At 57.4% G+C, this 14,353-nt stretch carries 11 protein-coding genes and 1 tRNA gene; 7 read left to right on the top strand and 5 right to left on the bottom strand.

The annotated features are described in order from the left end of the window. Window positions 1-92: 92 nt before the first annotated feature. Together ACR0D7_RS13115 and pdxR are read right to left on the bottom strand one after the other, a co-directional pair. Window positions 93-2,018, bottom strand: coding sequence for a DUF3604 domain-containing protein (locus ACR0D7_RS13115; protein WP_480679409.1), 1,926 nt, complete (start codon window positions 2,016-2,018; stop codon window positions 93-95). Between the two features lie 132 nt (window positions 2,019-2,150). After that, a complete protein-coding gene (gene pdxR, locus ACR0D7_RS13120; protein ID WP_480679410.1) occupies window positions 2,151-3,554 on the bottom strand; it encodes a MocR-like pyridoxine biosynthesis transcription factor PdxR in 1,404 nt (467 codons plus the stop codon). Between the two features lie 93 nt (window positions 3,555-3,647). Here pdxR and ACR0D7_RS13125 point away from each other — a divergent pair, with 93 nt between their 5' ends. Then, the gene (locus ACR0D7_RS13125; RefSeq protein ID WP_480679411.1) at window positions 3,648-4,298 is read left to right on the top strand and encodes a pyridoxamine 5'-phosphate oxidase family protein; all 651 of its coding nucleotides are present in this window, start codon (window positions 3,648-3,650) and stop codon (window positions 4,296-4,298) included. Window positions 4,299-4,307: 9 nt separating this feature from the next. Continuing rightward, window positions 4,308-5,066, top strand: coding sequence for a pyridoxine 5'-phosphate synthase (locus tag ACR0D7_RS13130; protein ID WP_480679412.1), 759 nt, complete (start codon window positions 4,308-4,310; stop codon window positions 5,064-5,066). 58 nt (window positions 5,067-5,124) lie between these two features. Here ACR0D7_RS13130 and ACR0D7_RS13135 read toward each other — a convergent pair whose 3' ends face one another. Both ACR0D7_RS13135 and ACR0D7_RS13140 read right to left on the bottom strand, forming a co-directional pair. Continuing rightward, window positions 5,125-7,359: a CHASE2 domain-containing protein gene (locus tag ACR0D7_RS13135; RefSeq protein ID WP_480679413.1), complete on the bottom strand. Its 2,235-nt coding sequence runs from the start codon at window positions 7,357-7,359 to the stop codon at window positions 5,125-5,127. 106 nt (window positions 7,360-7,465) lie between these two features. After that, window positions 7,466-8,455 (bottom strand): FecR family protein, encoded by a 990-nt coding sequence (locus ACR0D7_RS13140; protein ID WP_480679414.1) that lies wholly within the window; start codon window positions 8,453-8,455, stop codon window positions 7,466-7,468. 315 nt (window positions 8,456-8,770) lie between these two features. On the opposite strand from ACR0D7_RS13140, the gene ACR0D7_RS13145 reads away from it, so the two are divergent. After that, window positions 8,771-8,860: transfer RNA gene (locus ACR0D7_RS13145), tRNA-Ser, on the top strand. Between the two features lie 289 nt (window positions 8,861-9,149). Here the strand turns inward: ACR0D7_RS13145 and ACR0D7_RS13150 are convergent. After that, complete coding sequence (locus ACR0D7_RS13150; protein WP_480679415.1) at window positions 9,150-9,779, bottom strand: response regulator transcription factor; 630 nt, start codon at window positions 9,777-9,779, stop codon at window positions 9,150-9,152. Window positions 9,780-9,998: 219 nt separating this feature from the next. On the opposite strand from ACR0D7_RS13150, the gene ACR0D7_RS13155 reads away from it, so the two are divergent. From ACR0D7_RS13155 to ACR0D7_RS13170, 4 genes are read left to right on the top strand one after another with little or no spacing between them, the layout of a single operon-like run. Next, a complete protein-coding gene (locus tag ACR0D7_RS13155) occupies window positions 9,999-11,240 on the top strand; it encodes a pyridoxal-phosphate-dependent aminotransferase family protein (protein ID WP_480679416.1) in 1,242 nt (413 codons plus the stop codon). Between the two features lie 28 nt (window positions 11,241-11,268). Next, a complete protein-coding gene (locus ACR0D7_RS13160; RefSeq protein ID WP_480679417.1) occupies window positions 11,269-12,465 on the top strand; it encodes a malate--CoA ligase subunit beta in 1,197 nt (398 codons plus the stop codon). Beyond that, window positions 12,465-13,352, top strand: a complete 888-nt coding sequence (sucD, locus tag ACR0D7_RS13165; RefSeq protein WP_209508187.1) for a succinate--CoA ligase subunit alpha — start codon at window positions 12,465-12,467, stop codon at window positions 13,350-13,352. The genes ACR0D7_RS13160 and sucD overlap by 1 nt, the downstream gene beginning before the upstream one ends. Beyond that, complete coding sequence (locus ACR0D7_RS13170; protein ID WP_480679418.1) at window positions 13,352-14,323, top strand: 2-hydroxyacid dehydrogenase; 972 nt, start codon at window positions 13,352-13,354, stop codon at window positions 14,321-14,323. The genes sucD and ACR0D7_RS13170 overlap by 1 nt, the downstream gene beginning before the upstream one ends. Window positions 14,324-14,353 lie beyond the last annotated feature (30 nt).

Below are 14,353 nucleotides of genomic sequence, written 5' to 3' on the forward strand. Positions count from 1 at the left end.
GTGTAGGTCAAATGGCTGCACATTCGACCTTGTTTCTAATCTCGTCGTGGGTTTTCGGGGGGGGGCGAGAGGCCCGCCCCCAACCATATGCATTATTCACTGGCCGGAGTGTACCAGATCGGCGACGAATAAGCGCGTTCCTGATGGGTCAATACCGCGTTCTCCGGCAAATCGATGCCATAGCGCAGCTTGTCGTAAAGTACCCAGCGAGGGGTGGGGATTTCCAAAACCCGCGCATAATAGAAGGCGCGCTCATCAGGGTTGAACGCGGGATCTGTCCATACGGTGATCAGTTCAGAAGCACCGATGGAGTTGCTCCAGCTTGCACTTTCCAAATCAACGGTATTGCCGACCTCGGGAAGTTTGCCATCGGCGTCCAAAGCGCGATCGTCTGACCATGCAACGTTGTAGACCTTTTCCTGAAGTTCACCATTCGCATCCAGCCAGCCTTTGATCACCTGAACCCGGTCCAAGTTCGCTCCGATTGGGTCGCGCAGGGCGCCGATCAGGAATTTCGGGGCACCGTCGCCCTCGCGTGGGCGCAGGTCGCTGCCCATGGGAACGCCTTTGGTATAGCCGATATCGGCGAGGAAGCGGGTCTCAAGGTCTGTATCATCAAATTCCCACCCACCGAAGAAACGCAACCCGATCCGTGGACCCGTGGTGGCATAGGTCTCCCGCCGCTTGAACGCATCGAAAATGGCTGAGCGCGTGTTTTCTGTGGCCCAGACGGCGGTGTAGCCAGAGGCGACCAGCAGATCCCCAGGGATATTGCCCAAATCGTTCGCGATAAACGGATGCTGAATGCGCGTTGCGGATGGCTCTACGCTGACCGATTTGCCAAAGAAGTTGTCTTCTTCTGCCGTGGCGAGCGAGGTATGGCTGTCCGTCGCACCGCCCATGCCAAACTTGTAAGGGTTCACGCCGAATTTCTCTTCCAGCATCAAACCGCGCTTCAGGGCTTCGCGTGCATATTCGCCTGCCAGCATATCTTCGGTTTTCAGCTCGGTGATGTCGAGATTGCCAACATCCCAGTTCTCGTAATCTGCAAACGGGTCATCCGGGCTGAGGAAGGGGTGCGCCTCGCCGTCGCCCTTGATTTGAGTGACTTCGTAGTGGGGCTCCCACCTTGCGCGGTTCTGAACGTATTCCTCATCGACTTTGCCGTCGTGATAGGTGTCTTCGGTCGGGAACATCCAGCCGTTTGACAAGTTGCCGTTGTGGGCAAAAGCCACCGCTCGGCCGCCGGTTTTGGCCTCATAATCTTCCAGCCAAGCATACAGCGCCTTGGGGTCGGTATCGCCATAGGGCGGTTGCGTAACTGGCGGGACGACCTGTAGCGCGCGGATCGGCCCGTCGCGCAACATGACATTGCGGTGCAGGTTGAACCCCTTGGGGACTGAGGTCCATTCAAAGCCGATGAAGGCGGTGAAATTGCCCGGATCGTTGTGCCGTTCTGCTGCCAAAACGATATGTTCCCAAGTAAAGGCAAATGCATCAGCACCGGGGCTGTAGGATTCCAACAAAATCTCAGGCAGGGTCATTTGCGAGAAGTTCGTGATAATGTCGAAGGCCGCTTTTCCGGCCTCTTCACCGCCCGCCTTATAACCTTCGTACCATTCCAGCCCTTTGGGGTCAGAAATTACTCCAGGCTTGCCTGCTTGCAGATCGGGTGCAAATCCCATCAGGTCCGTGTGATCGGTCAGCACCATCCAGTCCAGCGGTCTGGCCAGCCTGACGGGTTGACCCGTGGATGAGATGACCTGTTCCCCCTTGGCAAACCGCCATGCTTCGTCCGGTAGCAACGTGTTGCCAAAGGCCCCGGCATCCAGTGAAAGACCGGTATGCAGATGGGTGTCGCCCCACAGCGGGCGTTCCGGAAAGGAACGATTGGCATAGGGCGAGAATGGACGCGCGGGAAAGGTGCCCTCAGCGGCTTCTTTACTGGGGACCGCGTCAGCCAAGGCGCTGGCCGGGATTAAAACCAAAGTTAACAAACAGGCAGACAGTCGAAGCATGTGAATCTCCCCTTTCACAGACACCGCGATTCCAAGTTTTGGAATAAGCATAGATAAATTTTATATTTTGAATGTATCACTAAGAATCGTTCACGTGTGAAAAACTTTGCCACCTTTCCACCAGTAGCGTTGTCAACAATCTGAGCGAAGGAGTGAGATCAGCCGCGCAGCCGCGTTCGCGAGCGTGTCTTCGTCAAAGGCCGCGTATCCGAGCAACAGGCCCTGCATCTTTTCAGGTAGGGCGCAGTGGGCCGATAGAGCATTGATACGCAGCCCAATATTCTCGGCGCGTTTACTTATTTCAATATCAGAAACGCGATCAGCCAAGAGGGCTTGCAACCCCACGCATAGATGCATGCCGGAGGAGTCGGGCTGCAGGTTCAGCAGGTCGGAAACTGGTGCAAGGGCATCAAGAAGATGGTTCTGCCGCCGTGCGTAGGTACGCCGCATTCGTCGCAGATGCATGGCGAATTCCCCGCTGTTCATAAAGGTGGCCAAGGCAGGTTGCGGGATCAGCGATGCGCGTGGCCCGACGCAGCCAAGGTAAGCGCGGGTTTGGGGCAGAAGCCTTTTGGGGACAACCAAATAACCGATCCGCAGCGCTGGGCTGACAAGCTTGGAGAAGCTGCCCAGATAGATCGTGTTGGTCAGACCGTCCAGTCCGGACAGGGATGGCAAGGGTTGCCCACGATAGCGGAATTCGCTGTCATAGTCGTCTTCGATCACCATCGCTCCGGCTTTGCGCGCCCAGTCCATCAGCGATACCCGGCGGGACAATGGCAGGCTGACCCCGGTCGGATAGTGCCGAGAGGGGGTGACGATCGCAGCATGAGTGCCCGCTGGTATCCGCGTCGAACTCAGGCCGTTCTCGTCGATGCGAATTGGATTGCCCGTGTTTCCAGTATCGGCAAGGATCGTTCGCAATGTGGGCCAGCACGGATCCTCAATCGCGATCTTTTTGCCGGATCCAAGCAGACCATGGAAAATAACCTCAAAGGCTTCCCGCGCGCCTGACGTGATCATGACCTGCCCCGGATCACAGTTCAGGTGGCGCCATGCTGCAAGGTGGTCAGAGATCGCCTCGCGTAGTGGATACCACCCTAGTGGGTCTGGGCGCGCCAGCAGCTCGGGCGACGGGTTGCGCCAGGCGCGCTCAAGATGGCGGGCCCATTGCCTGTTTGGTAGCAAAGATTGATCTGGCAGACCGGTTTGGAAAGGCCGCCAGTTTTCAGTTGCCGGGCTGGCCGGGCGCGACATCGGCTGAGGTTGGGACAGGTGAGTGATTTCACTGGCCACATAGGTTCCGCTGCCTTGTCGGGTCGTCAAGTACCCTTCGCTGATCATCTGATCATACACGGCTTGCACTGTGGTACGCGAAATCGACAGCTCTGATGCAAGAGTGCGACTGGCGGGTAGCCGCGCGCCAACCAAATCAGGAGATGCGGATATCAGGTTGCGCAATGCCTCAAGCAGTTGCGCCTGAAGCGTTGTTTTATGGGACGCATCCAGAGAAATCGCAAACAGGTCGCGATTCAAATTGGACTTAGAAAAAACACTAGAATTGGACATTTGAAAACAACCAATATCCGGGCATCAGGGTTACAGCAAGAACAAACCCGAGTTATTAAAATGACCGAGACACTGACAGTTACCGACAGAAGCCGCCTGCGTCGCTCACACGATCGGGGCCATTTCGACCGCACTACGATCAACGCAATCTTGGACGCGCAACCCATGTGCAGCGTGGGATATGTCATAGATGGCAAGCCCTTTGTCACGCCGACGTTGCAGTGGCGCGAAGGCAACCGTGTCTATTGGCACGGCTCTTCCGCCAGCCGCGCGCTGCGCAATTCGCGCGATGCGCAGGTTTGCCTTTCAGTCGCAATTCTGGACGGCTTTGTGCTGGCCCGGTCCGGCATGCACCATTCGGTCAACTCTCGGTCGGTCACACTGTACGGCACAGCGGTCAAGATCGAAGACCCGGCGGAAAAGCTTGATAAGCTTGGCCGGTTTGTAAACGGGCTGTTTCCGGGGCGCTATGAAGAACTGCGGCCTGACCACGCGCAGGATTTGAAGGCAACCATGGTACTGGGCATGGAAATCCTAGAAGGCAGCGCCAAGGTGCGCACGGGTGGCCCCGTTGATGAGGAAGAGGATTATGACCTGCCGATCTGGGCCGGGGTTATTCCGGTTCATACTGCGGTCGGCGATCCGATCCCTGACCCTCGGAACATTGACGGCGTATCGGTTCCTGAGCCTGTACAAACATTTCGGCTGTAGGGCAGGATCATGGCGGACCTTTCTGTAAATCTGAATGTAGCAGCCCTGCTGCGCAACCGACGAGATCATCCCTGGCCGGACATCGTGGACCTCGCGCGGATCGCCTTGAAAGAAGGTGCGGCTGGGGTGACTGTTCATCCCCGGCCAGATGAACGTCACACGCGGCCCGGAGATGTGTGGGCCTTGCGTAATTTGCTGGATACAGAGTTTCCAGATCGGGAGCTGAATGTCGAAGGCTACCCGGATGCACGGTTCTTATCGCTGGTGCATGAGGTGCGGGCAGATCAGGTCACTCTGGTGCCGGATGGTCCGGCGCAGGCGACCAGCGATCATGGCTGGGATTTCAGATCGCATCGCACGATGCTAGCCGATGTAGTTGCCACGCTCAAGGCGAACGGCCCCCGGGTGTCTTTGTTCGCCGACCCGGACGCGGACCAGATGGCCCTTGCCGCCTTTACGGGGGCGGACAGGGTCGAGCTGTATACCGGCCCCTTTGGCGGGGCTCATAGCGACTCGGCCGTTGAAGCGCGCGAACTGGATCAACTCGCTGCTGCGGCGGCCGCAGCCGAGGCGCAAGGTCTGAAGGTCAATGCCGGGCACGATCTGACGGTCTCCGGTATAGGCAAGCTGATCGCCCGGATTCCTTCGATTGCCGAAGTGTCCATCGGCCATGCGCTATTCTGTGACGCACTTGCCTTCGGGATGGCCGAAACCGTCCGCCGGTATCTGGAGACTTGTGCATCCGGGCCCGAAACACGGCGCGCGTAGCCTTTCGGCAGTCAAACGGTATCCAAATCGCGTTTGCTTGTGCCCGCGGATCGTCGTTTTATGCAGACGGTTTTCTTTCGTTTTCTTGATGGCTGAATATCAGCTGGTTTGACTGGGTGTCGGATCGGAAATCCGCAGCTCGACCAGGCAAGGCACGGTAGAACCTTCGCAAACCAGGTTCGATATGCTGTGCCTGTGCAACACAGTCGGCGCACATGTCTTCGATCTGATCGTGCGGTTGGCGGTTGCGAATGGCGGCAATCATCTTTTTGTGTGTCGCCTCAAGTTTCTGGAATGCGGGCGCGTCTAACGTCTCTTGGCCGCCTACCAGGACGTAGACAGGTTCCAGGTCAGTTCTGCCTTTGAGGTCCACATAACCAGCTTCGAGCATGGCCATGACATTGCGGGTATTCTCATAAACCGCACAGGATACCAGAATATCATAGTCGACATGGCGACAGCTTTGTTCGATCCGGGCGGCGACATTTACCACGTCACCGATGACGGTGTAGTTAAACCGGCTTTTTGAGCCGATATTCCCCACACAGGCCTGCCCCGTGGCGCAGCCCGTTGCCAAGGCAATTGGCGGCCTGCCTTTCATAACGCCAGAAGCATTGAAATCCACCAGCGCCTCTCGCATCAACAGCGCGGCTGATGCAGCGCGGCAGGGGTGGTCCTCGACCGGGACCGGGGCGTTCCAAAAAGCCATGACCGCATCACCGATGAATTTGTCGATAGTACCTCTCTCTCGCAGTATCTGATCTCCGATTTTCGAGAATAGCTGGTTCAACAAGGTTACCAGATCGGTTGCCGATACGGTCTCGGACAGGGGCGTAAAACCTCGGATGTCCGAGAACATCACCGTGATTTCCTGGGTCTCGCCACCCAGTTGCAGTTGATGGCCCGACATCTCCATTTCATCCAGAATCTCGGGTGCCACATAGTGCGAAAAGGTTTGCCGGATTGCCCGCTTTTCACGCTCGGTCGAAATGAACAGATAGCCCGCCAACAAGCCAAAATTTGCCATGCCTCCCAATAGTGGAAATGTGACGTCGAACAGTACCAGTTGGTTCTGGAAAGCCATCCAACTGCTGCCAAGGACAACAGCGGCCGAGACACCGCCCGCCACGAACGAGGCAACCGCGCCAAATCGGGACATGACAACCGTGACCACTATTCCCAAGCTGACGAAGGACAGCAATTCAAGAGCGGCGGTTACGTCCGATCGGCTCAGCATTTCACCTGTCAAAATCTGTTCCAAAAGCTGTGCATGGATCGATACGCCCGGAACGGATTCACCTAACGCCGTCTGGTGCATGTCAAATAGACCAGCGGCGGACGTGCCGACCAGAATAATGCGGCCCTCAATCTCGGCGCGCAGATTGGGATTGTCCGTTGCCTGCATGATATCGTTGGCGGACAAATACAGGTTTGGGTTGTCCCGCCTGTACCGAACCCAAATCTCACCGTTTTCGGTGGTCGGCAGTCGGAAATCACCAACCTCGACCGCCAGCATGATGCCTGCTTCGTCCTGCGCGCCCTCTGCAATGATAACGGATTCACCTAAGGCGACCCTGAGCGCTTCGAGCCCTAGCCCCGGCAAAGTCCCGTCCGGCCCTCCCCAAAGGATGGGCACACGGCGAATGATCCCCATGCCGCCCAAGGGTGAGACATTGACACCACCGATACCTGCAGCCGTCTGATCCAACGGTGGGGCAGGCGGTGTCCAGTTGGGGACGCTGACCAAGCCGGATGCCGGGCTTTCGCCGATCTCGATTATACCCGCCATCGGTGTGACGGGCCTGCCTTCGAGCGTTGGCCGCGCAGCTGCGCCCAGAACGACGGGCCAGTTGCCAATCTCCAAGCCGAACAAGACGTCGTTGTCCAATTTCGCGGCGTGTCTCTTGACCGTCAGTATGTCCGCAAGAGCGGGGTCATTTAACAATCGAGAGGGGGAGAACCGATCGGGCTCGACGAACAACATATCGAACGCTATGGCGGCTGCCCCGTATTCGCCGAGGTTTTTCACCATCTCTGCCAATAGGGTTCGGGGCCAGGGCCATTGCCCCCATTTGGCCAGCGATTGCTCGTCAATATCGACAACTCGTACTGGCAGGTCCGGGTTGTATTCTCGGGGCGACAAGCGCTGTAGAATGTCGAAATAGGTCAGCCGGGCTATTCGCACCGGATATGGATCAAGTACTCTGATAAAACACCCGAACAATATCAGTCCGAGCCCCACTAACTGAAAGGCTCGTCGCCGCCCTGCACGCTCCTTTGGCTTACCGATCACCTTTGCCTCCGATTGCATGGGCGTACTTGGCGCAGGTTTGCACAATGCCTCCCGTCGTTAGGCCCTTATCTGACGTTCAACGCCGTTACTGGCGGTGGCGCATACGTCATCCGGCATTTCCCTTTTTGCCCTTGCCCCTTCCCTTGGCGCCGTCGCGACCTTTACCTTTGCCCGGATTCCCTACGCCTGAAGCGTTTCGTGACTGGCCGCCGGGGTTGCTGCCGTCCTGATGGCCGGACTTATTGGTTTTGGCAGCGGGCTCTGCTGATGGTGGTTCGTCTGGTGGTTCGCTCGGCGGCTCGGATGGCGGCTCCGCCTGGAAGGCCACCTTCTGGGGTGTAGCGCGAGTTGGTGGGGGCGCCTCAGCCTTTTCTATTGGTATCGGTACGGATTCTGCCGCGCACCCGGCAAAGTCCACTTGCAGCGGTGGCTTCAGGCCCGCCTGCGATTGAATGAACGGGAACCCGCTTTTCAATGCCAGCTCATAGTGTTCCTGATCTACAGGACGACCGATATTGCCCTGCTGGGAAGTGGCAAACATACTGCATTGTCGCCCGGTTGTTCGACACGAGCCGCGCGCACCGCACATGCGAACTGTACCTTCCAAAACCAGCATGGCGCTTTGCATCTCGGAAACGACCCACATGTCGAAGGTCGTACCGCGAACAGCCATTGTCGCCGTTGGTGTTTGAATGGAGTAGGCGCGTTTTCTGCTCTTGCCGGAAATAAAACGAAAACTGCCACCCAATGCCTGAACCGCAAAATTTTTGGCCTTTCGATTGCTTCGCAGCATGGTCACGTCCAGCTTCATGCGTGCATTCGGACCGATCGCAATCTTGGTTTCGTCTACAAATACCAGTTGAACCAGTCCGGTGCCGTTGGTGGAAATGGAATCGCCGGATACCACTTCCATCCCAGCCCGCACTGGTTGGGATTTCCCCGAGCGTGTAATCTCAGCACCTTGCTTGACGCCGATGACTTTTCCGATGTTGGCCAGGGCCTGCGAAGGCAAAAGCAGTAGACAACAAATCACGAATAACGATTTTAACCAGGTCAAACCTAACTTCCTTCCCCCAAAGGTAAGTACAGAGCGCATTGCGCTCACCGCTCGGTTTGTGCCTCGATATATTCAGAGTATTGAATTTAAAAATAATAAGCTCATGCAAATATGCCTTAAATTTCGCGCTTTTGGCAAGTGATCTGTGTTTTTCGGGCGGCGTGCGAGCTGAATGACGAATGCTTGGTCACGCAAACCAGAGCCGTAGCGCCGCTTGTGTTTGTGTTTCCAATCCTGAAAGTGGCCTCAAAAACGGCCGCTATGGCCTGACGAATAAGAAAGATACGAGAAAATTGAACGGGGTATAGAAAATCGCCTTGTATCCGGGTGACAGGCAGGGATATACCGGCCAGCGGAGACGTGGCCGAGTGGTCGAAGGCGCTCCCCTGCTAAGGGAGTAGGCGGGAAACCGTCTCGAGGGTTCGAATCCCTTCGTCTCCGCCATATATCATTGAGTTTAAATGATATTTAATGACGTTATTGGCAATTCCCGCCTGAATACCCATCACCCCAAATGCGCTTGGTTGCCGCTCTTTGCGATGGATGAATCAGTTATACTCGCCCGACAGTTCAAATAGATCGTTGTATTGGGGCGCTCTGAATCCCTTCGCCTGCGTGCAAACTGTCCGGGTGCATCGGAAACGATGATGTTTCCTCAGAGAGACCTGGCAAATCGACTGGTACCAACAACGCAATGCGCGCTCCGGTTGCCTTTGATGGTCGGCACTTTCACTTATCCCCCGGAAAACTGAGAGGAATAATAATAGGCGATGGCCTGCGTTCGGTTTTTAACACCCAGTTTGTCGTAAATGTTCGACAGGTGAAATTTGACGGTATTCGTGGAAATCTGAAGCTCTCGGGACAGGTCGCGGTTTGACATGCCCTGCGACAGTGCTTCGAGTATGGTGCGCTCTTTTCGGGACAGGCTTTGGATCGGGTCCTGTTGCATCTTGCGGATATCAATGAACGGGAACACCATTTTTCCTGCCGCCACATCGGCGCAGGTTTCCAGCAGACCTTCGACCGCCCCGGACCGTGCGGCAAAGCCTGCTGCTCCGGCCTGCATCGCCAGGCGAGGAGTGTCGCCTGTTGCCTCACCATAAACTACTAAACGAGGGGCGTTGGCCTGTTCGCGCAGAACCTCGATCAGCTTCGCAGCACCCAGAACGGGAAGGTTCCAATCCACCACACCAACCTGAACGGGGACTCGCATCACGGTTCCCAGGAACCCTTCGGCAGTGGCCGAGGTCGCGACAAGAGAGAATCGCGGGTCGCGCTCAAAAATCTCGGACATGGCTGAAAGGACCAGTGGGTTGCCGTCGGCCAGCATGACGTCGATCTGAGTAGTTTGGGTCTCAACCATCTGTTATTGCCCTGAATTTCGAAAAAACTACCCATTCGGATAGGACAGAAACTTGTATACTTTGGTATTTTTACCAAAATGGGTAGTTAATATCCCACCCAAATGGCCATCCTAAAGCAGTAGTAAGTTACGTTGTGCGTTCGGGCAAGCCCCGGTTTTCTGTCCAGCAACGAAACGTATCGGACGCGCTGTCCGACCAACTGCTGAGGATGTCTAACGATGACTTTCCAGATTTTCCCTCCGCTCGAGATCCCCGAGACGCTCGCTGCAGGTCCGGGGCCGGGCAATACGGATGCCCGCGTTCTGCACGCATTCACAAATGCAGGTGTTGCGGATCACATGCAGGGTGATGTCCTGCGCGGCATGATCGAGTGCAAGCATATGCTACGCAATATCTGGGGCACCAAAAACGCCTATACTTTTGCCGTTGCCGGCACCGGTTGGAGCGCGCTGGACACCATGTTCTCTGCCGTTATGCCCGGGGACAAAGTGGTTGCCTTCACAAATGGCACCTTCTCGGGCATCGACGCGCTGACCCTGCGGATCAAGGCCGCGACACCTGAAGAGCACGCCGCCAATCCGCTGGACCCACAAGCCGCCAGCGTCACTGTGATCGAGGTTCCGCACGGCCAGCCGGTAACCGGTGAACTGATCGACGCCGCTCTGGCAGAGCATCAGCCGAAATGGGCCTTTATGGCGCATTGGGAGACCGGTTCGGGCCGTATCAACGACTTGCGCGGGTTCTCGGATGCTTGCGAGCGTCATGGTGCCATGGGCTTGATCGATGCGGTTTCGTCTCTGGGTGTCGATGACTTTTCGATCGACGATTATCCGGGCATCGCTGGTTGGGCGTCCTGCCCGCAAAAGGGCCTGTGCTGTTTGCCACTGACCTACGCGCCTGTCAGCTTTACAGGCGCCTATATCGAAACGCTGAAAACGACCGGTGCCTACACCTATGTTCACAACCCGATTTTCGAGGCCCGCCACTGGGGGATCATCGATGGTGCGGATGTGGAAAAGGGCACATATCACCGGACCCATTCGGGATATGCTGTCGCTGCATTCCATGAATCGCTGCGCCTGACCCTACAAGAAGGGTTGGCGAAACGGTCAATGTCTTACCGCACCCACGAAAAGGTCCTGCGGGACGCCATGATCGAGATGGGCTGCGAGGTAACCTCGGACATGCCCAGCCTCGTCGTGTTAAACCTGCCGCCGGACTTGGCGGGACGTGAGATGGAACTGGTGCAGAATTGCCGCGCCCGTGGCTTCGGTATCTGGCCCACGCTCAGCGCACCGGTGCAAGTTCGTATCGGTATCCTCAATCAGTTGAACCGCGAGGCCGTCAGCCGAATCGTGCGTCTGTTCGCCGAGGCCCTGCGTGAACTGGGTGCCGAGGTCGATCAGGACGCAGTCGAGGCTTTGCTGGAAAGCCGCTACGGCACGTCGATCGCCGCTTAATCACGCTGCATGAACGGGAGGATTGCAGATGGATATCCATGAATACCAAGCGAAAGAGCTTCTTTCGAATTTCGGTGTCGATGTGCCTTCTGGCGCTTTGGCCTACAGCCCTGAACAGGCGGCCTATCGGGCGCGCGAACTGGGTGGCGACAAATGGATCGTCAAGGCTCAAGTCCATGCAGGCGGGCGCGGCAAGGCGGGCGGCGTCAAGCTATGCAACACCGAAAACGAAATCTATCAGGCCTGCGATGACCTGTTTGGTCGCAAACTGGTCACGCACCAGACCGGCCCCGAGGGTAAGGGCATCTATCGTGTCTACGTTGAGTCCGCTGTGCCGATTGACCGCGAGATCTATCTGGGCTTCGTCCTTGACCGGTCAAGCCAGCGGGTGATGATCGTGGCCTCGTCCGAAGGCGGGATGGAGATCGAGGATATTTCGGCCGACCGCCCGGACAGCATCGTGCGTTCCATCGTCGAGCCGGCGGTCGGGTTGCAGGAATTCCAGGCGCGCGAAATTGCGTTCAAACTGGGGCTGGAGCCGAAGCTGGTGCAGCAGATGGTGCGCACTCTGCAGGGCTGCTATGCCGCTTTCAGCGATCTGGACGCCACCATGGTCGAGATCAACCCGCTGGTCATCACCGGCGATGATCGGGTTCTGGCGCTGGATGCCAAGATGAGCTTTGACGACAACGCCCTGTTCCGGCACCCGCAAATCGCCGAACTGCGCGACAAAAGCCAGGAAGACCCGCGCGAAAGCCGTGCGGCGGATCGGGGTCTGTCCTATGTCGGGCTGGATGGCAATATCGGCTGCATCGTCAATGGTGCTGGTCTGGCCATGGCCACGATGGACACGATCAAGCTGGCCGGGGGTGAGCCCGCCAACTTCCTCGACATCGGCGGTGGCGCCTCGCCTGAACGTGTGGCCAAGGCGTTCCGACTGGTTCTGTCAGATGACAACGTGCAAGCGATCTTGGTTAACATTTTTGCCGGTATCAACCGCTGTGACTGGGTGGCCGAAGGGGTCGTACAGGCGCTGAAAGAGCTTGAACTCGATATCCCGGTTGTTGTGCGACTGGCTGGAACAAATGTCGAAGAAGGCCAGAAAATCCTCGCGAAATCCGGCCTGCCGATCATTCGCGCCACAACACTGATGGAAGCCGCAGAACGCGCCGTTGGTGCATGGCGAAACGATCTGTCCCAAAACACCAAGATGAGGGCTGTGTAATGAGCATTCTTCTCGATCGTGACTCGCGCGTTATCGTGCAGGGCATCACCGGGCGCATGGCTCGGTTCCATACCAAGGACATGCTGAACTACGGCACCAACGTTGTCGGTGGTGTCGTGCCCGGTAAGGGCGGAGAAACCGTTGAAGGCGTTCCGGTCTTCGACACCGTCAAACAGGCCGTTGAAGCCACCGGTGCCGATGCCAGCCTCGTCTTCGTGCCGCCGCCATTTGCCGCTGACTCGATCATGGAGGCCGCAGATGCCGGTATCCGCTATTGCGTCTGCATTACAGACGGTATTCCTGCGCAGGATATGATCCGGGTGAAACGGTACATGTACCGCTATCCCAAGGAAAAGCGCATGGTCCTGACCGGGCCGAACTGCGCAGGTACGATCTCGCCCGGCAAAGCTCTGCTGGGGATCATGCCGGGGCATATCTATCTGCCCGGCCATGTGGGGATCATTGGTCGATCGGGGACGTTAGGCTATGAGGCCGCTGCGCAGTTGAAAGAGCGCGGGATCGGCGTTTCGACCAGTGTCGGCATCGGCGGAGACCCGATCAACGGTTCGTCCTTCAAGGACATCCTGCAGCGGTTCGAAGAGGATGAAGATACTCACGTCATCGCCATGATCGGCGAAATTGGTGGACCTCAGGAAGCTGAAGCAGCGGAATACATCCGTGACCACATCACCAAACCGGTGATTGCCTATGTCGCCGGTCTGACAGCTCCGAAAGGCCGGACCATGGGCCACGCGGGCGCGATCATCTCGGCCTTTGGCGAAAGCGCCAGCGAGAAGGTCGAAATCCTGTCCGCTGCCGGTGTGACCGTGGCCGAAAACCCGGCTGTCATCGGTGAAACAATCGCTCGTGTAATGGAGGCTGCGTGATGGTCAAACCCTCGGTCCTTGTCACCCGTCGCTGGCCTGCTGCCGTCGAGGCGCAGCTGGCCGAGAATTACAATGTCGTTCTGAACACAGGGGACAAGCCTATGTCCCCGGCTGACATCCGGCAGGCACTGAAGTCCTATGACGCGGTGCTGCCCACTGTCACCGACACGCTCAGCGCCGAGGCACTGGATGTGCCCGGAGCACAGACAAAAATCCTCGCCAACTATGGTGTTGGCTACAGCCATATCTGCGAGCCGTCAGCGCGTGAATTGGGCATGACGGTAACAAATACTCCTGACGTGCTGTCCGAATGCACCGCTGATGTCGCCATGACCCTGCTTCTGATGGTGGCGCGCCGGGCGGGTGAAGGTGAGCGTGAACTGCGGGCGGGTGGTTGGACCGGCTGGCGGCCCACGCATTTGATCGGCACCAAGGTCAGCGGCAAAACGTTGGGCATCATCGGTTATGGTCGCATCGGTCAGGAAATGGCCCGTCGCGCCCATCACGGGTTTGGCATGGGCGTTCTTGTGTACAACCGGAGCCAAGTATCGCCGGGCTTGCTGGCCCAGTGCAACGCGACCCAAGTGGACACAATCGACGAACTGTTGCCGCAGTGCGATTTCGTGTCGCTCCATTGTCCCGGAGGGGCTGCGAACCGGCACCTGATCAATTCACGTAGGCTCAGCCTGATGAAACCGGACGCCTTCCTGATCAACACCGCTCGTGGTGAGGTGATCGACGAATGGGCTCTGATTCAGGCCCTGATGTTCGACATGATCGGCGGTGCGGCGCTGGATGTGTTCGACGGCGAACCCCGGATCAGCCCCGATTTGCTGCAATGTGACAATCTGGTGATGCTGCCCCATTTGGGCAGCGCCACTAAGGAAGCGCGTGAGGCGATGGGGTTCCGTGTGCTCGATAACCTAAGTGACTTTTTCCAGGGCCGCGAACCGCGTGACCGGGTGATCTGACACCGAACCGACAAAACTCTGAACCAAGGA

It is taken from the genome of Ruegeria sp. BB7 (assembly GCF_056539365.1).